This is a genomic window from Pseudoalteromonas sp. SG43-3 (assembly GCF_014164385.1).
Lineage (GTDB): Bacteria > Pseudomonadota > Gammaproteobacteria > Enterobacterales > Alteromonadaceae > Pseudoalteromonas > Pseudoalteromonas distincta.
In genome coordinates, this window is sequence record NZ_JACJFC010000009.1 from 19,333 (window position 1) to 39,896 (window position 20,564).

General features: G+C 39.0%; 19 protein-coding genes. 8 read left to right on the forward strand and 11 right to left on the reverse strand.

Features of this window, described 5'->3' with window-relative positions; genetic code table 11:
* Positions 1 to 91 precede the first annotated feature (91 nt).
* Positions 92 to 1,384 carry an anti-phage deoxyguanosine triphosphatase gene (locus H5157_RS09995; protein ID WP_024595429.1) on the forward strand — a complete coding sequence of 431 codons (1,293 nt, stop codon included), beginning with the start codon at positions 92 to 94 and terminating at the stop codon, positions 1,382 to 1,384.
* Between the two features lie 97 nt (positions 1,385 to 1,481).
* Here H5157_RS09995 and H5157_RS10000 read toward each other — a convergent pair whose 3' ends face one another.
* Positions 1,482 to 3,638 carry a prolyl oligopeptidase family protein gene (locus H5157_RS10000; protein WP_182724617.1) on the reverse strand — a complete coding sequence of 719 codons (2,157 nt, stop codon included), beginning with the start codon at positions 3,636 to 3,638 and terminating at the stop codon, positions 1,482 to 1,484.
* Between the two features lie 164 nt (positions 3,639 to 3,802).
* On the opposite strand from H5157_RS10000, the gene H5157_RS10005 reads away from it, so the two are divergent.
* Together H5157_RS10005 and H5157_RS10010 are read left to right on the forward strand one after the other, a co-directional pair.
* Positions 3,803 to 4,117: a DUF962 domain-containing protein gene (locus tag H5157_RS10005; protein ID WP_182724618.1), complete on the forward strand. Its 315-nt coding sequence runs from the start codon at positions 3,803 to 3,805 to the stop codon at positions 4,115 to 4,117.
* Positions 4,118 to 4,629: 512 nt separating this feature from the next.
* Positions 4,630 to 7,200 carry a TonB-dependent siderophore receptor gene (locus H5157_RS10010; RefSeq protein WP_182724619.1) on the forward strand — a complete coding sequence of 857 codons (2,571 nt, stop codon included), beginning with the start codon at positions 4,630 to 4,632 and terminating at the stop codon, positions 7,198 to 7,200.
* 82 nt (positions 7,201 to 7,282) lie between these two features.
* On the opposite strand, the gene H5157_RS10015 is transcribed toward H5157_RS10010, so the two are convergent.
* From H5157_RS10015 to H5157_RS10025, 3 genes are all read right to left on the reverse strand, one after another.
* Positions 7,283 to 8,341, reverse strand: coding sequence for a branched-chain amino acid aminotransferase (locus tag H5157_RS10015; RefSeq protein WP_225913198.1), 1,059 nt, complete (start codon positions 8,339 to 8,341; stop codon positions 7,283 to 7,285).
* Positions 8,342 to 8,476: 135 nt separating this feature from the next.
* The gene (locus H5157_RS10020; protein WP_024606437.1) at positions 8,477 to 9,529 is read right to left on the reverse strand and encodes an acyl-CoA desaturase; all 1,053 of its coding nucleotides are present in this window, start codon (positions 9,527 to 9,529) and stop codon (positions 8,477 to 8,479) included.
* The gene (locus H5157_RS10025) at positions 9,526 to 10,569 is read right to left on the reverse strand and encodes a flavin reductase family protein (protein ID WP_182724620.1); all 1,044 of its coding nucleotides are present in this window, start codon (positions 10,567 to 10,569) and stop codon (positions 9,526 to 9,528) included. The genes H5157_RS10020 and H5157_RS10025 overlap by 4 nt, the downstream gene beginning before the upstream one ends.
* A gap of 267 nt (positions 10,570 to 10,836) precedes the next feature.
* Here H5157_RS10025 and H5157_RS10030 point away from each other — a divergent pair, with 267 nt between their 5' ends.
* The 5 genes from H5157_RS10030 (at position 10,837) to H5157_RS10050 (ending at position 15,296) form a co-directional block, all read left to right on the forward strand.
* Positions 10,837 to 12,012, forward strand: a complete 1,176-nt coding sequence (locus tag H5157_RS10030; protein WP_182724621.1) for a PQQ-dependent sugar dehydrogenase — start codon at positions 10,837 to 10,839, stop codon at positions 12,010 to 12,012.
* A gap of 153 nt (positions 12,013 to 12,165) precedes the next feature.
* On the forward strand, positions 12,166 to 12,345 hold the full coding sequence (locus tag H5157_RS10035; RefSeq protein WP_007375469.1) for a DUF6435 family protein: 180 nt from the start codon (positions 12,166 to 12,168) through the stop codon (positions 12,343 to 12,345).
* Positions 12,346 to 12,959: 614 nt separating this feature from the next.
* Positions 12,960 to 13,247 carry a hypothetical protein gene (locus H5157_RS10040; protein WP_024606435.1) on the forward strand — a complete coding sequence of 96 codons (288 nt, stop codon included), beginning with the start codon at positions 12,960 to 12,962 and terminating at the stop codon, positions 13,245 to 13,247.
* Between the two features lie 86 nt (positions 13,248 to 13,333).
* Entirely contained in the window at positions 13,334 to 13,813 is a 480-nt protein-coding gene (locus H5157_RS10045; protein ID WP_024606434.1) for a hypothetical protein, read from the forward strand.
* Positions 13,814 to 14,543: 730 nt separating this feature from the next.
* Complete coding sequence (locus H5157_RS10050) at positions 14,544 to 15,296, forward strand: DUF5677 domain-containing protein (RefSeq protein ID WP_024606432.1); 753 nt, start codon at positions 14,544 to 14,546, stop codon at positions 15,294 to 15,296.
* 387 nt (positions 15,297 to 15,683) lie between these two features.
* Here H5157_RS10050 and H5157_RS10055 read toward each other — a convergent pair whose 3' ends face one another.
* From H5157_RS10055 to H5157_RS10085, 7 genes are all read right to left on the reverse strand, one after another.
* On the reverse strand, positions 15,684 to 16,136 hold the full coding sequence (locus H5157_RS10055) for a GNAT family N-acetyltransferase (RefSeq protein WP_024606431.1): 453 nt from the start codon (positions 16,134 to 16,136) through the stop codon (positions 15,684 to 15,686).
* A 60-nt stretch (positions 16,137 to 16,196) separates the two neighbouring features.
* A complete protein-coding gene (locus H5157_RS10060; protein ID WP_182724622.1) occupies positions 16,197 to 16,790 on the reverse strand; it encodes a DUF2238 domain-containing protein in 594 nt (197 codons plus the stop codon).
* Between the two features lie 61 nt (positions 16,791 to 16,851).
* The gene (locus H5157_RS10065; RefSeq protein ID WP_182724623.1) at positions 16,852 to 17,643 is read right to left on the reverse strand and encodes an SDR family oxidoreductase; all 792 of its coding nucleotides are present in this window, start codon (positions 17,641 to 17,643) and stop codon (positions 16,852 to 16,854) included.
* Between the two features lie 60 nt (positions 17,644 to 17,703).
* Positions 17,704 to 18,207, reverse strand: coding sequence for a DUF962 domain-containing protein (locus H5157_RS10070; RefSeq protein ID WP_182724624.1), 504 nt, complete (start codon positions 18,205 to 18,207; stop codon positions 17,704 to 17,706).
* Between the two features lie 84 nt (positions 18,208 to 18,291).
* The gene (locus H5157_RS10075) at positions 18,292 to 18,699 is read right to left on the reverse strand and encodes a hypothetical protein (RefSeq protein WP_182724625.1); all 408 of its coding nucleotides are present in this window, start codon (positions 18,697 to 18,699) and stop codon (positions 18,292 to 18,294) included.
* Positions 18,700 to 18,770: 71 nt separating this feature from the next.
* Entirely contained in the window at positions 18,771 to 19,445 is a 675-nt protein-coding gene (locus H5157_RS10080) for a Crp/Fnr family transcriptional regulator (RefSeq protein WP_010553509.1), read from the reverse strand.
* A gap of 3 nt (positions 19,446 to 19,448) precedes the next feature.
* Entirely contained in the window at positions 19,449 to 20,120 is a 672-nt protein-coding gene (locus H5157_RS10085; RefSeq protein WP_182724626.1) for a hypothetical protein, read from the reverse strand.
* Positions 20,121 to 20,564 lie beyond the last annotated feature (444 nt).

Genomic DNA, 20,564 nt, shown 5'->3' on the forward strand with positions numbered 1-20,564 from the left:
CCTATGTAGTGCATTTGTTCATTCGCAATTTATAAGTCCATGGGTATACTGAGCAAAGTTTAATAATATTAACTATGTGTGAGTAAGCAGTATGGATAAACAATGGCAAAGCCGAATAATAGAGCAATATAAACATCGTCCTAACGATAACCGCTCGCCGTGGCAGGTCGACCGTTCGCGTATTATTCATGCCGCAGCATTTAGGCGTTTGCAAGCTAAAACCCAAATTATGGGCATTGGCCTAAACGACTTTTACCGCACTCGCCTTACCCACTCTTTAGAAGTATCGCAAATTGGTACCGGCATATTGCGCCATTTAAAAGCGCAACATAGCGACTTTACGCACTTTCCATCAACTGGACTGCTCGAAACACTGTGTTTAGCGCACGATATTGGCCATCCACCCTTTGGCCATGGTGGCGAAATAGCGCTAAATTACATGATGCGCGATCACGGTGGTTTTGAAGGTAACGCACAAACACTGCGCATAGTTGCAAAACTTGAGCCCTACAGTAATGGGCACGGTATGAACCTAACTCGTCGTACTTTGTTAGGTTTTATAAAATACCCCGCGTTTATTAATACGCTTTGGCATACCATTCCCGATGCCACAACCGGTCGTGCATTTATAAAAGCGGATGATTGGCGACCAGCCAAAGGGTTATACAACGACGACGCAGCCATATTTAATTGGATAGTAGAACCACTGAGTCAAAACGATAAAACATTGTTAGGTAACCATGCCGCTATTGATAAGTACCGCGCTAAAACAACTTATAAATCGCTCGACAGCGCCATAATGGAGCATGCCGACGATATAGCATACGCGGTACACGACTTAGAAGATGCCATTGCAACCCACGTACTCACATTAGACGATTGGCAAACCCATGCTCTGCCCCATTTAAAAGCACTAAACTTTGACTGGCTAAACGCCATGCTTGAATCGCTGACCCAGCGCTTGTTTTCAAAAAATGATTATGAGCGAAAAGATGCCATAGGTGAGCTGGTTAATACCTTTATAATTCATATACATTTGGATATTCAAAACGATAACTTTGAATGCCCTATTTTAAAGTACACCGCTAAATTAGATGCCCAATACGACAGTGTATTGCAAATACTTAAGCATTTTGTGTTTCAACGTTTAATACGTGACCCCGAAATGCAGCAAATAGAGTTCAAAGGTCAAAACTTACTAATAGAATTATTTACCGCGTTTGCTAGCGATCCGCTGCGTTTATTACCCGAAACAACACAAGCACAATACATAGAAGCACAAAAACAAAACCAAGGTATGCGTATAATTTGCGATTACTTAAGCGGAATGACCGACGAGTACGCCTATAAAACATACCAACGATTATTTTCACCTATGCAGTAGCTAACTGCTAACTGCTAACATTGAAAAGGCCGAGTAAATTTAATTTACTCGGCCTTTTTGCTCAGCCATTAAAGTTAGCTATTTTGTTAAAGCGCTTTTATAACGACTCTACGCCCATGTTGTATAACGTAAAACCAAATATATCAGCGTACTGCTCAATTGTTTTACTCGTTGGTGTACCTGCACCATGCCCTGCATTGGTTTCTATGCGAATAAGCGTTGGGTTATTACCCGTTTGCTTTGCTTGAAGCTCAGCGGCAAACTTAAACGAATGCGAAGGGACAACGCGGTCATCATGATCGCCAGTTGTGATCATAGTCGCTGGATACTCAACACCTGCTTTTATATTATGAAGTGGTGAATAACCTTTAATGTATTCAAACATTTCTTTACTTTGCTCACTGGTACCGTAGTCGTATGCCCAACCAGCGCCCGCAGTAAATGTATGGTAGCGCAGCATATCAAGTACACCTACAGCAGGTAGAGCCACTTGAAATAAGTCTGGGCGCTGCGTCATTACTGCGCCAACTAACAAACCACCATTAGATCCACCGCGAAGTGCTAAGCGCTTTTTAGATGTGTACTTTTGATCTTTTAAGTACTCAGCTGCGGCAATAAAGTCGTCAAACACATTTTGCTTTTGCAATTTAGTGCCTGCATTATGCCAGTCTTTACCGTACTCACCACCACCGCGAATATTAGCAACGGCGTATACACCACCTTGCTCAAGCCATACTGCATTAACGGGGCTGAAGCTTGGCGTTAAACTAATATTAAAACCACCGTAACCGTATAAAATTGTAGGGTTTGAACCATCAAGCTTAATGCCTGTTTTATAGGTAATTACCATCGGTATTTTAGTACCGTCTTTTGATGTGTAAAACACTTGCTCAGACGTGTAATCATCACTATTAAAATCAATAGCCGATTTACGATAAACACCCGATTCACCCGTAGCTACATCAAACGTATAAGTAGTACCTGGTGTTTTGTAGTTAGTGAACGAATAATAAAGCGTTGTTTGATCTTTTTTACCGCCAAAACCACGTGCTGTACCCACGCCTGGCAATGTAATTTCGCGAATTAGCTCGCCTTTTTTGTTGTACTGTTTTACCTGCGAAATCGCGTCAACCATGTAGTTGGCAAAAAAGGTATCGCCGCCTTTTGTAAGATTTAGTACGTTTTTGGTTTCAGGAATTAAATCAACCCAATTTTCAGGGCTTGGGTTACTTGCATCAACCGTTACTACTTTTTTGTTTGGTGCATTAAGGTTAGTAACTAAAAACAGCTTGCTGCCTTCGTTATCAATAACTGATGTATCTGAATCAGTATTTCCTACAACCGTTACAAACTCACTGTTTTTATTTGTTAAGTCCTTTATAAACAGCTTATTGCCTGAAGTAGACGTACTAGCTGAAATAAGTAAGTAGCGGCCGTCATGAGTTACATCAGCGCCTACATAGCGATGTTTTTGCTCATCAGTTTCACCAAATACAACACTATCTGCAGATTGTGCAGTACCTAGCTTATGGTAATACGCTTTATGCTGATCTGTTTTAGCCGAAAGCTCACTGCCTTTAGGCTTTTCGTAGCTTGAATAATAAAAGCCTTCGTTGCCTAACCAATCTATACCACTAAATTTAACATCAACAAGCGCTTCTTCAACTTGCTCTTTAGTATGTGCATCAATAACTATAATTTTACGCCAGTCGCTACCGCCTTCAGATATTTGATACGCGAGTAATGACCCATCTTTTGAAAACGATAAACCCGACATAGACGTCGTACCATCTTCACTAAACTTGTTTGGATCTAAAAATACTTCAACGTCGCCACCATCTTTACTGCGGTACAAAACATATTGATTTTGCAGGCCATCGTTTTTATAAAAATAGGTGTAATCGCCTTCAGTAAAAGGAGCGCCTATTTTTTCGTAGTTCATTAGTTTTTCAAGGCGCTGCTTTAACTTATCGCGATAAGGAATTTGTTCTAAATAAGAAAACGTTAAATTGTTTTGCGTTTTAACCCAATCGGCAGTTTCTCTGCTCATATCATCTTCAAGCCAACGATATGGGTCGCTAACGGCTTCTTCAAAGTAGGTATCTACTACATCGCCTTTTTTTGTTTCTGGGTATATAACTGCGTTAACTTGATTCATAGGTGCTTTTACTTCTTCTTGAGTTACCGTATTAGTTGGCTCTGAACAGCCGCTAAGCGCTACAATTACAGCACACGCTAGAGTGTGTTTAAACATCCCGAGTTCCATTCTTATTTATTAATAGTGCACCTAAGTTATTAACTTTTAGCCCTTTTGTCTATTTAGATGCGTTAAGCGCCATTTATCGCTGTAAACAAATGTAAACTTACGCTTTAATAGCACGACCCTCATTAAAATAAAAAACAATAAAAGAGCACACTATGCAAAGTACAAACCCCACGTTTAAAAGCTTTAAAGCTTTCTATCCTTATTATTTAAAAGAGCACCGCAACGTGACTTGCCGCCGCTTACATTTTATAGGAAGCACCCTAGTTCTTGTTGTAATCGCAATAGCATTATTAAAACAACACTACAGTTTATTGTGGCTATTACCTGTTATTGGATATGGGTTTGCGTGGGTCGGGCATTTCTTTTTAGAAAAAAACCGCCCTGCTACTTTTAAACACCCTTTTTACAGTTTGTGGGGAGATTGGGTAATGTTTAAAGACATACTTATTGGAAAAATTAAATTTTAACACTATTTCTAGCACTCTTTTTTATACCAATTACTTATAAAAACAAAATTACTTCATGCTTTAAAGTATAGGTTCTAATAAGTAGTACATAATTTATAATACACCCATTAAATGTTAATTTAGTTAACATTTAATGGGTGTATTTTTATTTTATATTTTTAAAAATATTTATAGCTCAACAGTTGTTTATTGCCAGCCCAATAAAAATGGCTTCCTACAAATAATTAGTTAAATCTATCAACCTCATCTTACCAGTTAATTAAACGTTAAATTTAATTTTTAAATATAATTCATTATCCATCAATTACTTAGCAATTACCTTCGCTATATAACTAAAACAATGGTCATTATAAAAAACAACCAAATGTAATTATAAAAACCCTTAAATTAATTGAATGTTATTCAATTGACTGGCTTTGTTAATTAAGTATATGTTCAAGGTAACAAAGAGGTTTAATCTTTATCTTTTTGTACAAAACTAAAATAATTCAATGGGTATGGGGAAATACAGCATGAATAGAAAACCGTTATTAAAATTACAGCAGTCGGTACCACAAATATTACTCGCCATGAGTGCATCAGCTGCACTAGTTGGTTCGCTCTCAGTAAATGCTGCAGAGCAAGAAACCAAAGCAGAAGAAAACATCGAACAAATAAGCGTAATTGGCTCTCGCCGATTAGGCCGTACAGTAGAAGACAGTGCAGTACCCATCGATATAATTGGTGCAGATGCACTTAAAAATTCAGGCTTTACTGAAACGAATGCCCTACTTAGCAATTTATTACCTAGCTTTAACTTCCCGCAAGCATCACTTACTGATGGTAGTGACCATGTACGCCCTGCTCAACTTCGTGGTTTAGCACCTGATCACACTTTAGTGCTTGTTAATGGTAAGCGCCGCCATAGCAACGCATTACTTAACTTAAATGGCTCAACGGGTCGTGGCTCATCATCGGTTGATTTAAATGCAATTCCAGCAAATGCTATCGACCGCATTGAAGTATTACGTGATGGCGCAGCAGCCCAATATGGCTCTGATGCTATAGCCGGTGTTATTAATATTGTGCTTAAAAGTGCCAGCAGCGGTGGCTCAGTGGCGGCTATATATGGTGCTAACGTAACCGAAATGGACGGTGTACCACAGCTTGAGTCTGTATCTGAAGGTAGCGACGGAAATTTAGCCTTTACCGAAGGGGGCGATCGCTCTTTAACAGACGGCCAAACACTAACGCTGCAAGGTAATATGGGTTTTGAGCTTGGCGATAATGGCTTTTTAAACATTTCAACAGAATACCGCGACCGCCATTCAACTAACCGCTCTGACTACGATAACCGTGAAAACTACGCACGATTAGATGATGGCTCGCTAGACCCTCGTGAACTTACCGTAAATCGATATAACCATAACTTTGGTAATGGCGATGTTGAAGACTTTTCAATGTTTTATAACGCAGGTTACCAATTAACAAACGATATCGATTTATATTCGTTTGGCTCTTACAGCAAACGCGAAGGCGAAGGTGGCGGTTTTTATCGCCGCGCGAGTGATAGCCGTAATATAGAAGAAGTATACCCTGATGGTTTTTTACCGGTTATTACTTCAGACATAGATGACTTTTCGCTGGCACTTGGCGCTAAAGGTTTTATAAGTGAATGGAATTACGATGTATCGGCCGTATATGGTCAAGATGCGTTCGAGTTTGGCGTTATAAATAGCTTAAATACCTCATACGGCCCTACTAGCCAAACAAGCTTTGATGCCGGAACACTTACCTACGATCAACTTACCTTAAACGTTGATTTTAGTCGCGAAGTAGACGTCAGCTTTTTAGAAAGCTCGGTAAGTGTAGCTGTAGGTGCTGAGTATCGCCGCGAAGGATACCAAATAGATGCAGGCGAAGAAGCTTCATATGCACAAGGCACATTTGGCCCAGGAGGCGCAGTAACCGACCCAGTCGATGGCCCATTTGGCGCAGCGGGCGCACAAGTATTCCCGGGGTTTACACCCGAATCAGAGGGCGACAATAGCCGCCATAACGTGAGCTTGTATATAGACCTTGAAACCTACCTAACCGACGATTGGAATTTAGCGGTTGCCGCCCGTTATGAAGATTACTCAGACTTTGGCGATACACTTAACGGTAAAGTTGCGACTCGTTATTCATTAACTGAAGACTTAGCGCTGCGCGCCTCTGTATCGACTGGTTTTAGAGCACCCTCTTTGCAGCAACAATACTTTACCTCAGTGGCCACTGTATTTGTTGATGGCGAACCAACCGAAACAGGTACGTTCGCACCAAGCAGCGATGTAGCAAAAGCACTGGGCTCACCTGGTCTTGATGCAGAAGAAGCAACAAACTACGGCGTTGGTTTTACATGGTCTACCGACTTTAATTTCAGCTTGTCGGTTGATTACTACCAAATATTAATTGATGACCGTATTGTGTTATCAAACAACTTATCGGGCGATGCTATTGCCGATTTACTTCAAGGCACAGGTGCTAATCAAGGTCGTTTCTTCTTAAATGCAATTGACAGTAAAACCCGTGGTGTGGATGTGGTTGCCTCTTATAATGTAGCAACTGATGGTTATGGCGATTTAGCCTTTAACCTAGGTTACAACTACGGTAAAAATGAAGTAACAAATATTATCGACCCACCAGCAGAGCTGCAAGGTGCAGGGTTCGATCAAGATAACCTGTTCTCAGGCACTGAGCTGCGTCGTTTTGAAGTAAGCACACCGCGTAATAAGTACAACTTAAGCGCAACATGGACTAACGACGACATACGTACCACGCTTAGAACAACACGTTACGGCGAAACTCAAGACCCTTCAGATATCCCAGAACGTAACGAAGTGCTTAAGCCCAAATGGATAACCGACTTAGATGTCGCCTACTCCCTTAGTGAAAACTTATCGCTGAGCTTAGGGGCTAATAACATTTTTGATGTTTACCCAGATGCAACCCGTGAAAATGTTGACGATGTAACCACCTTCTCACGTTTATTTGCTTACTCTAGCTTCTCGCCGTATGGATTTAACGGACGCTACGTGTACGGTAAAATAGAAATGAAGTTTTAATAAGCGCAGCTTAAAGTAACCAAACACACAAAAGCCACCGATTAGGTGGCTTTTTAAATGCGAGTTGCTGATAAATCTATAATTAAATTTTAGTTAACCAGCCGTGCTTGTCTTCACTTTTACCCCATTGAATATCGTTCAATGCTTGGCGAAGGCGTGCAGTCGTTGGGCCTGGCTCGCCAGTACCAACTTTGTATTCTTTATCGTTATGAATAAATGTACCCACAGCAGTTAGTACAGCTGCAGTGCCCGAAAGCGCCGCTTCAGTACCTGGTTTAGCAGCACGCTCTAATAGCTCAGTAACGCTAAAGTTACGCTCGCTTACCGTCATACCTAAATCTTTGGCTATGGTTAAAATACTATTACGCGTTACACCATGTAAAAACGTGCTATCGAGCGCTTTAGTAATAATTTCGTTGCCATCAATAAGTATAAAGTTAGCAGCACCGGTTTCTTGTACGTCGCCACCTGGGCAAAATAAAATTTGATCTGCTTGATACTTAGTTCGTGCAGCACTAATAGGAGCTAGTGCACTGGCGTAGTTACCACCACTTTTTACCATACCCATGTGCGGAGCGCAGCGCATGCCATCTTCTTCAAGCAGTACACGCAGTGCAGTTGCACCACCGGCAAAGTAATCACCTACTGGCGATAGTAACGTATATAAAAGTGAGCTCATTGATGGCGCTGCCGCTTTACCAATTGCCGCCTCAGTACCAATGTGCGTTGGACGAATATACATAGAGCCTGGTGGTAATGGCGTTTCATCTGCGTATTCGCGCATAATATCGATAATCATCGTTTTTAGCATATCGCTGTCAAAACTCGGTAAGCTTAATAGCGCTGAGCTTTGTTGCATGCGTGCAATGTTTGCATCCATTCTAAAAAGATAAACAGAACCATCTTCATGGCGAAAGGCCTTTAAGCCTTCAAAACATGTACTTGAATAATGAAGAACGTGTGCACCAGCATGAAGTTCAAGTTTATCGGAAGGGACAATCGAGCTTTCGCTCCATTTATTATCAGAAAAACGAGCTTGAATCATTTGCGGCATAAACACGGTACCAAATGCGGCCATTTTAATCTCTCTTGTGTGGTCTATTTTCCTCCATTGTATGACAATCACCCGCCATTTAACCATAGCTAAAGTAAGGCTTTTTTAATTAACTATGAGAAATTTTTGCAAGTGCTGTTTACTAATCAACCGCATTGGGTGCTATAAGCAAAAAAATCGGCTAATGCAGTTGCACTAGCCGATTTTTTAGAAGTAAATAATTTACTTGAACGAATATCTAATAATACGTTTTAGCACCGAGGTATACTGTTTAAAAAAGCTACCTGTATGGTAATCAATACCATGTTTTTTCAAAACGGCTTGTACTTGAGGTGCAACTTCTTGGTAGCGCGAAGACGGCATATCTGGAAATAAGTGATGCTCTATTTGGCAGCTCAAATGCCCCGTTAAAACATGAAACCAATGCGACCCTTTAATATTAGACGAGCCCAGTACTTGGCGATAATACCACTGCCCTTGCGTTTCGTTTACGCAGTCTTCTTGTTTAAAGGTCTCTGTTTCTTCGGTAAAGTGACCACAAAATATTATGGTTGATGTCCATAAATTACGGATTAAGTTTGCTACTAAATTACCCGCCAATACCCATAAAAATAAAGGGCCTGCAAGTAACGGAAATATCGCATAATCTTTAATTAACTGGCGAGCGCCTTTACTAAAAAAGCGTTGCTTTAATGTAGAGTGCGATACAAGCCCTTCACGGTTTTCTTTCTTTTTACCAATAAAAACACGCTCTGCAGCTAACTCGTGATACGACACGCCCCACTGAAATAACACACTCAAATTAATATACGTAAAAAACTGCCATACATTTTTAAAGCGCCATTTAAAATCATCGCTTAAACGCAACAAGCCATAACCAAAGTCTCTGTCTTTACCAATAATATTAGTATACGTATGGTGTTCAAAGTTATGAACGCGGTGCCAACTTTGTCCATCGCACGCTATGTCCCACTCATAATGTTGTGAGTTAAGTTGCTTGTCGTTCATCCAATCGTATTGACCATGCATTACATTGTGGCCAATTTCCATATTGTCTAAAATTTTAGCAAGCGCTAATAGCAGCACGCCTGCAACCCACAATAGTGGCTGAATAAAACCAAGCATAAGCAAAATTCGCCCGCTCCATTCACACACTCGCTGTTTGCGCACAACAGAGCGAATATAGTCAGCATCTTGTTGGCCAACTTTGCCAAGGGTGTCCATTTTAATGGCATCTAGCTCGCTTGCGAGCATGTCATAGTTAATGTTTTTCATAATTGTAACTCCAAATCACTAACAGGTTGGCTTACGCAAAGTTGTATTAATTGCTCGCCGTTGTCACTCAATTCACCTGTTTTTAAATTACGTACCACGCCTGACTTTTTAATACATTGGCATTGATGGCAAATACCAATACCGCAACCGCGTTTAACGGGGAGCTTTTTTTCTTCAAACTGAGTCAGTAAAACATCGTTGCCCGATACAACATGGGCACTGGCGTTAATTTTTACATTAAATTGGCTGTCGTCGTTTAAGGTAGGCAGCGCTAAACCAAATGCTTCTTGGTAATAATTTAGCTTATGCGTTTTAGCAAAATCGCTCACCGTTTGCATAAATGCTGCAGGGCCACAGCAGTAAATATCTGGGTTTTCCCACGGCTTAATATTGCTGGTTATATCGCTTGATTGCTCACGCGTTAATAATAAAAACGAAAAATGCTCAAATTGCGCTGCCAACTCACTTAGCTCATCAACACATTGATGCTCAGTGGCTTTTGCGTAATACACTAACGACACTTTTTGCGTAGTTTGGCTTAAGTAATCATCAAGCATAGCCAGCATAGGTGTTATACCCGAGCCGCCTGCAATAAAAGTGGCTGGCGTGTGTGTGTTTTTAAACACAAAGTCGCCGCTTGGCGCAGAAATATTGCACCACAACCCCGCTTTTAATGCACTGCTGAGTAAGCCTGTAAAGCGCCCTTGCGTATTTGTTTTGATTAGTAAACGCACTAAACCTGTATTTTTAAATTGTTGAACGCTTGAAGCCACTGTAAAAACGCGTGTTAATAATCGCCCATTAATTTCAAGTGTTAAGCTAATGTGCTGCCCTGCGATATGTTCAGGCCATTGTTTGCTTGGCTTAAGTTGCACACTTAAAAAGCCACCATTAAGCACCGTCGTATTAACTACTTGCGCTCTAAACTGCCCTGCACGCCACGCAGGTTTAAACACCTGTATTATTGGCTCTATATAGCCTGCAAAACTTTGATGGTGTAAAAACCATTTTGAAAATTGGTTTAGTACTTGAGTCATCATGGTTAAATCTCTATCAAATCTTAATTACTTTGAACTTACACGTGTACGCCCAAACTTCAGCGCACAAGTGTACGCTCAAATTTTAAGTTTTCAACCCCAATAGAGTAATTATTCAATTTTTTATTAGCACTAATTGCTAAAACAATTTCCTGTGAAGAGGTAATTTTAAAATATATAAGTGTGCATTTTTCATTCAACTCAACACTTAACAAATTTATTTATGCCATGATAAGGTTATGTAAGATTGGATTAATTTTGGAAGCCATAATGATAAATTTAATGTCACATAACACTCACCCTAAACTAATAAGTGCAGGCTTAGCCGTTGCTATATTTGCTATTAACGCACCCGCGCATGCAAAAAGCGATTACGTAAAAAACTATAAACAGCTCGATACTTTATCGCTTAGCGTTAACGCAGTAACAGCGGCAGAAGGTGTAGTTATACCTTGGGCTATTGAGCCTTTAGCTAATGGTGATTTACTAATATCTGAGCGCAGTGGAGCGTTATTTTTATTACCTAAAAATACCACTAAATTAACTAAGGTTTCAGGGCTGCCCGACATTGACGCTAATGGCCAAGGTGGATTACTTGATTTAGCACTACACACCGACAGTAAACAAAACCAATGGCTGTACTTTAGTTACGCAAGTAGTGAGGGCAAAGGAAGCGGAAGTAACACCGCCTTAATGCGCGCCAAGCTAAGTGACGATCATATGCAATTGTCTGATCAGCAATTGCTATACAAAGGCGAGCATAATAGTACCAAAGGCCAACACTACGGCAGCCGTATTGTGTTTGATGATGAAGGTTATGTTTATTTTTCAATTGGCGATCGCGGCTCGCGCGACATAAACCCACAAGATCTCACCCGTGATGGCGGTAAAATTTATCGCTTACACGAAAATGGTAATATCCCAAGTGATAATCCGTTTGTTGAACAAAAAAATGCAAAACATGCGGTATGGTCTTATGGACACCGTAATCCACAAGGTATGTGGATTGATAATCAAAATAATATTTTATGGTCTCACGAACACGGGCCACGCGGCGGCGATGAACTTAATATAATAAAAAAAGGCGCTAACTACGGATGGCCTTTGGTCAGTTATGGCGTTAACTACAGCGGCACCAAGTTTACCGACCTTAAAGAAAAAGACGGCATGCAATCGCCTGTATTACACTGGACCCCTTCAATTGCCCCTTCCGATATGTTGTATGTAACGAGTGATAAATACCCAAAGCTTAAAGGTAAGCTATTATTAGCATCAATGAAATTTGCATTTATTAGCGCATTGGAAATCTCAAAGGGTAAGGTTGTTAAGCAATATAAAGTACTCGATGGAATAGGCAGAGTACGCAGCTTAGCCCAAGGCAGTGATGGTTTTATTTATTTAGGTATTGATGGGCAAGGTATTAAACGCCTGGAGCCAGAAACGTAAGCACTAAAACTAGCACACAGTACGTTAATAATTACACCCTGTTTACTTTGCGCTTTTAAAGCGAAAAGTAAACATTTTCACCAAACAAAGAACTATTAAGCCCATTAATGCGTACACTAACTACATATAATTTAATAAATTAAGAGAATACTAATGTTTTCATTTTTAAAGCCTGATCCCGTAAAAAAACTGCGTAAAGAATACGACGTAAAGCTTGAGCAAGGCATGCAGGCACAAAGAAAAGGCGACATTAAAAGCTTCGCTATGTTAAGTGCAGAAGCCGAAAAAATCTGGAGTGAAATAGAAACTCTAGAGGCTAAAAAAGCCAAATAATACCAATCGTGTTAAGTTATTAGACATTTATAGCGACGGATAAATAGAGTGATAACAAGGCGTAAATTTCGATATGTAGTTGTTCTACATGAGAAGTTTATAACGCCGTTAACGCTTTATTTAGCACGCTAGAAAGGCTAAATATTTAAGTCGACTGGTATAAGTATACTTAAACGCGTCTCCCCTGTTTCAAAAAAAGGAAGACGCGTTTAGTAAATAATTCATGACCTCGTTTTACTGCTTCCACCATCCGTAAACCATCTTATATAATATGCTTACACAAACAAGTGTACTTAAAGCGGTTACTTGCATTATCGCCACCGTTTTTTAGTGACTATTAAATGATTTAAATCGGATTTGGTTTTCATTTTAAATATTTAATTGCTGTATTTATGTACCGCGCTGGCGTTTTTCTTCCTAAGTCTAAAAATGAGGACGTTTTCCTCTTTTCTGCATATTATTAAAAGAACAGCCCGACTTAAAGTTTAATACTCGCAATGTGTTACAGGATTTGTTATTAATATTAAAAATAATTAAAAGGACATACGTTGCTCATAAAAAGAGGAAAGTGTCCTCGATAAAGCTGTTATATGTCAAATAGGTTGTATTGAGAATTGTCATTATATATTCGGAAGGTAACCAATGGGTCTAGCGAAACCTACGCTGTACTTGCGAAAGGGTCATGGAACCTACGCAGCCTAATAGCTGAATTAGAGGTATGGCTTGATAGTGAGGCGGATACTTTACCATCGGGTTTTAAATGGATCGCTGATGTAGGATTTTCACCCCGTGTTGATGCATGTGGCGGCGGCCCGATCTTAAAGGTTGAGCTAATGCAAAAATGTGTTGATTTAAATATAGAAATTTACCTATCCGAGTACACTGAAGATGATGACATATAAAAAAATTCAAGCGGACACTAACAAGAGCGTTCAGCGCTGCTTAATTTGGTGTTAGTGGTCCTTAACAATGGGTTTTCAAATTTAGGATGAATGAAGAGAATGAAAATTACTTTATAGCAAAGTATGTAGCAGGTGCTTGTGAAACTGATGATTTGATCAATTATGCAAATTATAAGTTAAACAATGGCGTTTATTCTGACGAGCTACTGGATATTATTGATGCAGAACCTAAGTGTTGGGGAATTGTTTCACCTCTTTTTGAAAGTCTTATTGCTCAACTACCTTCATTTGAGGATTCAATTAATTTAATAATTAAATATCACTTAAAGTTAATTGCTAGTGAGAAAGTAGACCCATTCATTCAATTTCGGCAGTTGCTAAATGATATTAATAATTTTGATCTATATGAAAACGTGGCTAAGTATGCTGGAGATAATGTAGGGATCGAACATCTTTATGGGTTGTATTACGCAAGAGATGATTTGGATGTAAATGATAATGATGGTGTTGTTGAAATAAGTGTTCTGATGCAAGAAAAATCTAAAAAATGGCTATCGGAACACTAACAAACGCATCAAAGAATTATAGTGACACCCATCCTAATTACCTTGATCCGACTTTCCTTTAAATAAAAAGCGGAGCATTACAGTGAACAAAGGTATGAATAAATTGACCTTACGGGGTCAAATGAAAGTGAATACCTTACTTCACGCTGCGGCAACTGTATTGCCTTGTTCATAATATAGAAAAGCTGCAAAATACGATACATTGAGAAGGGGAAGCCCTTTCAACCTAAAATAAAGCCACTCAAACACCCGTAACCCCTTCAAAAACGCCAATTAAAACAATATCAAACGCTTCAATATTCTGCGTAAAAATACAGTAATCAATTGAACCAAAATAGGAACTCAGCTATGGTTTGTTTATCAATAAATTAAATAATAAAACGAGTTAATCTACAGGCTCGTTCGGGTTACTCAAATATGCTGTTCCAGATAGGAATTATCATTTGCGCTTTAGTTGTAGGATTTATTGAGACTTATTTTTACATGGGCTTCGCTGCACGATTAGCTAGAGACAATAAGGAAATCGGTATAACAAATTTTCGTTTAACTGAAGCACACGAGGCATTTACAAAAGGAAATTGTTGCACAAAACACATTCTTGAAAATGAGTGGTCAAAGTTTAAATGGTGTCGTAGGTTACGTATCTCACTTTTTATTGTCTTTGTGTTATCAATATTCTTTGTAAATAATTAACCAAGTGTAGCCCTAACCAACTGTTTAAAGTGATTCAATGGAAAATTATCACGATTCTTTTAAAAAATATGAGTCTGCGCTTTTAGAATGTACAAAGCTGTCTCAAGAGTGTGCTGGAATACCATCACCAACCAGTTCTCATTTTTATGCTTCGCTATTGTTTACGAAGTTATGTAATTGCGCTCACTCCATTGGTCGCTTGGCTCCAAAACCCCAGCAGATTGGTAAGGATGCTCACTGGGATTATAGTTCTGTTGCATCTTTAACTAGAGATCTTATTGAGTGTTATCTTACTTTTTATTACCTGTGTAGTGATAAGTGCTCAAGTGAAGAGTGGAATGCTCGTTGGCAATTGATGAATCTACACGATCATCTATCAAGGGTTAAAATGTTCAATGCGTTAGGCATGAACTACGAGGAAAAGGAAGAAGCTAAGAGCGTAAAAAATGAAGTCATAGAAAATTTAAAATCAAACAAATGGTTTCGTAAATTATCTGATAAACAACAAACACATTTTTTAAAAGGCAAAAATGCCTTTTTCAAAAGTCAGGATGAAATTCTGACTGCAAGTGGTGGTAACGTCTCAGACTTCAGGTTTAAATACATATTTGCATCTAACCATACCCATACTTTCCCAATGGGCTTCTATAGAATGGCTGATGGTAATAGAGGTCGTGGTGTCGAATCACAAGTAGAGATTCAATATACAGGGCTTTGTTTAGAGTGGGTTTCGGAGTATTTGCTCAAAGCAAAAGCAGAATTCGGCGGTAAATTTAAAAACCAAAAATAGTGTAACCTGCCATGTAACAAGCGCTTCAATAATGATAAATACTAGTTGGCTCCTACGCTGCGCTTCGGATATTTGGCAAGCATTTATAAAAGCGCAAGCTTTGTAGCTACTCTGTGGTGTATATCTTTATTGCTGCCATTATTGCTTTTGGCAAATGATGAAATTTCATAGATCCCAATAATAGCTGTTGTTCTTATAATTGTTTACGGCACAACTATTTCTCTTTTTAGAAGGGATCAGCTATTTGAAGGGACTTGGTGTATGTCAGATGTAGTCGCATATATTTTAGTGCCTATTTGTCTTTTTGCATTTGTCACATATATGATGCTATCAAGCTTAAACACCTAACAAGAACATTAGACGGAATTTGCTCTTCGCCCCCGTTTATTAGGTCTCACGATTATTTTTACCATACACATTCTCAGGATTTATTTGCATTAATAGTGCGGGGTTATCTATTGGTTTAAACCCGTATTGTGCATAAAGCCCGTGGGCATCAGAAGTCGCTAATAAAAAGCGCCTGAGCCCTTGCAGCTCAGGGTGCTCCACTATCGTTTTAATAAGTAACTTACTCAGCCCATTACCTTGCAAGTGCGGGGCAATAAATACATCTGCTAAATAGGCAAAGGTTGCTTTATCGGTCACTACTCGGGCAAATCCAACTTGTTCGTTATGAGCGCTGTAAACACCAAAGCACATTGAGTTATCAATAGCCGATTGCATCACGCTTTTAGGAATGCCTTTGGCCCAATAGCTATTAGCAATAAAGTTATAAATAACGTTAAAGTTAAGTTTGCTTTTGTCTGTGCTAATTGAGTAGTTACTAATGTTTGCTGTCATACGTTAGTAGTCTTTTTTATCAATGTTTTTATAAACATTTCTATAGAACGTTCCTATAGCCTATAAATAATCTTTAACGTTTTTTAGCTGTTTGTCGTGTACTTTTGAAAGTACTAATAGCGAGCAAATAGCCCCAAATAACGCCAGTCCCATATCAGATTGGGTATCCCACACGTAACCTTGAGTGCCTAAAAATGCCTCTGCATTTTCGCCGCTTAACACTGCAACCCCCCATTCTATTAATTCATAAAAAGCACTAAATGCTAAACATACCGAAATAACAAAAGTGATTAACCAACCTTTGCCGTTTACTACTTTTTTGCGCAGTAAAATTTCGCGTGCTAGTAGTGCTGGTACAAACCCTTGAAAAAAGTGCCCTACCTTGTCGTAGTTATTACGCTCGCTACCAAATAGGTTATCGAAAAAAGGGACTTCGGCGTAGGTGTAATGCCCGCCAATCATCAGCACTATGCAATGCGCTAAAATAAATGTATATAAAATAGGGGTAAGTTTAAAGTGGCTATAGGTACTTGCTAGCAGCACTAAACCAATAATTGCGGGGATAACTTCAAGCAGCCATATAAATTGATCTTTTGGGTTAATACCAGACCAAATTAATACAATAAAAAACAGGCTCAACCATAAATATTTCATTTAGAATCCTTTTCTAAATTGATCAAATTTACGGCATTTTACGCCTTTGAAATAAACGACGCTACCTATAGTTTGTTTTTGCAGTAATGCGATTAAACAAAGTAGGAAAAAAGCGCTTAATTGTAGGCGCCCAACCACTTAAACCTTTGCCAATAATCACTTCGTCTTTTTTATCGCTAATGGCACGAATCATTTTTGTAGCCGCTACGCTTACATCCATGCCATTTTCTATCGACTCTTCTGGTTTATTTTGCGCTATGCCTTGCTCGTTTAGTGAATTATGCGCAATTGCTGTTTTAATAGAGCCTGGGCAAATTGTTAAACAATGAATATTATGTTGTGCTACTTCTGCACGTAGGCAATCCATAAAACCAACCACCGCATATTTTGAACCCGAATAACCCGTTCTAAATTTTGAACCAACTTTACCCGCCACACTACTAATAGACACAATTGAGCCAATGCGCCTTGCCACCATAGTAGGCAATACAGCTTTAGTAAGAGCAATTAAGCCAAAGTAATTAACCTCCATTAATTGGCGGTACACGTTAAAGTCGTTTTCTAAAAATAAACTACGCTGCGATACGCCGCCGTTATTAATTAAAATATCAATTGTAGGAAGCTCGTTCATTTTTGCTGTTACTGTACTTAGTACCTGCTCTGGCTCGGCTAAGTCCAGCGGCACAACTAAGTGCCCTTCGCCTTTAAGCGTTGCTTTTAAATCGTTTAGTTTATCTACATTGCGCGCCGATAAAATAACGCGCGCTCCAAGCTCGGCAAATTGTATAGCAAGCTCTTTACCAATACCTGATGATGCGCCGGTGATCCACACGGTTTTATTATTATATTGCATGCGTTGTCTGCCCTTTTATTGTTATTTATTAGGTTTTATAAAGGTACTTAGTAAAGTATTTTACGCCTTTGTAGGACCTGCTATTGCGTTTACTTCATCTTCTAATGTTTTGTAAAAACCCATTAAAAATAGTAGTTCAACAGTTACGTACAAAGGGCCAATAATTAAACCAATTAGGTCATCTACAAATGCCGGTTTTTTACCTTCGTAATAGTGCCCAATAAACTGTAATACCCAGCCAAATACAAACACACCTACGCCAATACTCAACCAAGGCCAAAACGCCATTACTGCAATGGGCTGAGCAGCAACAAGGAGTAAAGTGAATATCACGGCCATAATAAAGCCAAGCGAAAAGCTCAGCATAAAATAATAAACAACCGACGCTAATACAAAAAGTTGTGCGCCATCAATTACTACACTACCAAGGGGGATTTGAATACGCGCTAGTAAACACAACGCTGCAAATACAATGAGCGGAATACCAATAAAGTGCGTTAGTACATTACGTTTAGAACGATGATATAAACCATATTTACCAAGTTGCTGTTGAAGTGTTTTCATTGTTTTGCCTTTATTTTTATATTTAAAACTTACTTTAGCAAAAGTAAGCACAGCAACAATGTCAGGTATCCGACATTGTGTAAATTAAACAAATGCAGAAATTATTTTACCCGGCTCATGCTCACCTTTCATATCCGTTCGCTCGCGCCCTTTTTGATACTCTTGCTCAAGCATTTTTTGAAGTTCCTCTATTTTATCAGCAATTGCGCTAGGGTCTGTGCCCTGACCTTGTAGCTCTTTAGTGAGCTCTTCTATTGTCGCTTTTAGCTCGTCTATCTTGTTTTTGTTTACGCCTAAGCGCTGATAAACCAGCGCTTCTTGGGCACTTTCTAAAAACGTTTGATCTTTAGGCGTTGAGCTTATGCCTTTAACACCATTTGGTTTTTCATTAGGGAGGGTATTAGTTGCCGCAACTTCGCTTAGTCCTGCCGCTTTATTTAATGCAGGAGAGTTATAGTTACTATATTGATTTTTAAAGGTTATTGTAGTCATTAGCTCAAATCCATTGTTGCGTTACATTATCTGTAGCAATTTTGGTTCCAACTAAATAAAAAAGTCTCTATTTAAGCTTGTGTAGCACGCGCCTGTAACTTTTGTTTATCTAAAACAGTTATGCGTTGATACCCCAAACTAATGGCTTGTAGGCTAACAAGCTGTTGCAGTATTTGATTAATAGTTTGGCGCGTTAGGTAGGTCATATCAGCAAGTTGCTGCTGAGATAAAACAAGCGGTGTTAAGTGCTCTGTATGTTCGCTAAGCATTAAAAGCCGATTGCATACTTTTTGCTCAGCGCTTAGTAATGCGTGATCTTCCATTGAGGTAAACATTAGGCGTAACTTTTGTGCCAGCAATAAACCAAACTCTTGCCAATATTGTGGCTGTTCGTTTAATAGCTGTTCAAGCTCGCGTTGGGGCACGTAAAAAAGCACAACATCAGTTTGTGCATATACGTCATGAGTACGCAGGCCACCATCAAATAAAGTTACCTCGCCAAACCAAAGTGACGAATCAATAAAGCTCAATACGGCTTCTTTGCCTTCGTTACTTACGCCACTAATACGCACCACGCCGCTAAGTACTGCATAAATTCCATCGTGCTTATCACCTCGCAAAAATAATGACTGCTGAGCCTTTAGCGAGAGCGTTTTGCCCTGCGTTAGTAAAAAGCTTTTTAAATAAGCGCTACGGTTTTTAAACCAATGCCCTTGCTCTATTACGTTTTGCTGCTGTGGAGTCATTATTTACTGCATTTGCTTATTAAATGGCTGTTTTTCGCTAACCAATTTTTTAGGGAAATTTAAATCGGTTGCTATAACAAAATCATCGTAAGGATCATTACCCGAAAACAGCTCAGTTATTAATGCATCGTTTTTATAAACATTAACGGTTACACCGCTGCCCATACCGCCTGAGTTAATAATATAATAATGATATTCGCCGTTACTAAAAAATAAAATACTCTCGCCAATACGCCCAACTTGCCTGTAGTAACTACCAAATGGAGCATCCGGTGTTGCTTCTTTTTCAAGCCCTATGTCATTAACTCTACCAAATCGATAACTAAGCGATGAGTCATCTTTTGCAACACAAATAGAAAGCACTTTATCGGTAGGCTCTAACTTGTAGGCTGTACTTACATCTGGGTTACGCACAACTTTATGCATTTTTGCGTTAATGTAGGCTGCTTCATTACTTTTACAATGTGTTGCTAGCATACCGACCACTAAAGCGGGTTCGTGTGTTTGAGCTGCTGAAGGCGTGTTGACTTTGAGATTAGAGGGTGAGTTACTTACATTATTATTTAGCTGAGGACTACCTTGAATTGCCATACTTTGATCGTCACAACCAAACAATGCAAACAAGAAGAAAGAATAAAAGCTCGCTAAAAATTTAATGCGCATAATAAAATCCATCTATGAGAGAGCCTTTAAAATAACGATAAAACTAGCGACTCGCAACACCTTATGCGCAATACTTTATAAGTTTATTTTTAAACCATCTTCTGCAAAAACTACGTTACTTTTTAGTGATTTAATTAACGATTTTTTAAACAACTACTGGTTTTTAATGACCGATTCATAAACTGAGATAGAACCGCCGCTTGATGCGTTTTCATCAATCGCGTTGTACATAATCACTACATCGGCATTTTTGCTAAGTTAGCAAATGTACCTATTTTTTGTTGAGTGACCAACGGCAAATTTATTAATTTTAGCTAGTATTAAAAGCTGATTTAAACACCTTATAAAAGTGTGTAAATAACTAAATTAATCAATAATTGGTTTTCTTATAATAAAATGTTGTTACCGCACTATTTCAAACGGTTTTTTATAACCAATTGTAATTTATAATTTAAA

Coding starts and splice junctions, on each gene's coding strand:
- H5157_RS09995 (WP_024595429.1), top strand. CDS start 92: ATGGATAAACAATGGCAAAGCCGAATAATAGAGCAATATAAACATCGT.
- H5157_RS10000 (WP_182724617.1), bottom strand. CDS start 3,638: ATGTTTAAACACACTCTAGCGTGTGCTGTAATTGTAGCGCTTAGCGGC.
- H5157_RS10005 (WP_182724618.1), top strand. CDS start 3,803: ATGCAAAGTACAAACCCCACGTTTAAAAGCTTTAAAGCTTTCTATCCT.
- H5157_RS10010 (WP_182724619.1), top strand. CDS start 4,630: ATGAATAGAAAACCGTTATTAAAATTACAGCAGTCGGTACCACAAATA.
- H5157_RS10015 (WP_225913198.1), bottom strand. CDS start 8,341: ATGGTTAAATGGCGGGTGATTGTCATACAATGGAGGAAAATAGACCAC.
- H5157_RS10020 (WP_024606437.1), bottom strand. CDS start 9,529: ATGAAAAACATTAACTATGACATGCTCGCAAGCGAGCTAGATGCCATT.
- H5157_RS10025 (WP_182724620.1), bottom strand. CDS start 10,569: ATGATGACTCAAGTACTAAACCAATTTTCAAAATGGTTTTTACACCAT.
- H5157_RS10030 (WP_182724621.1), top strand. CDS start 10,837: ATGATAAATTTAATGTCACATAACACTCACCCTAAACTAATAAGTGCA.
- H5157_RS10035 (WP_007375469.1), top strand. CDS start 12,166: ATGTTTTCATTTTTAAAGCCTGATCCCGTAAAAAAACTGCGTAAAGAA.
- H5157_RS10045 (WP_024606434.1), top strand. CDS start 13,334: ATGAATGAAGAGAATGAAAATTACTTTATAGCAAAGTATGTAGCAGGT.
- H5157_RS10050 (WP_024606432.1), top strand. CDS start 14,544: ATGGAAAATTATCACGATTCTTTTAAAAAATATGAGTCTGCGCTTTTA.
- H5157_RS10055 (WP_024606431.1), bottom strand. CDS start 16,136: ATGACAGCAAACATTAGTAACTACTCAATTAGCACAGACAAAAGCAAA.
- H5157_RS10060 (WP_182724622.1), bottom strand. CDS start 16,790: ATGAAATATTTATGGTTGAGCCTGTTTTTTATTGTATTAATTTGGTCT.
- H5157_RS10065 (WP_182724623.1), bottom strand. CDS start 17,643: ATGCAATATAATAATAAAACCGTGTGGATCACCGGCGCATCATCAGGT.
- H5157_RS10070 (WP_182724624.1), bottom strand. CDS start 18,207: ATGAAAACACTTCAACAGCAACTTGGTAAATATGGTTTATATCATCGT.
- H5157_RS10075 (WP_182724625.1), bottom strand. CDS start 18,699: ATGACTACAATAACCTTTAAAAATCAATATAGTAACTATAACTCTCCT.
- H5157_RS10080 (WP_010553509.1), bottom strand. CDS start 19,445: ATGACTCCACAGCAGCAAAACGTAATAGAGCAAGGGCATTGGTTTAAA.
- H5157_RS10085 (WP_182724626.1), bottom strand. CDS start 20,120: ATGGATTTTATTATGCGCATTAAATTTTTAGCGAGCTTTTATTCTTTC.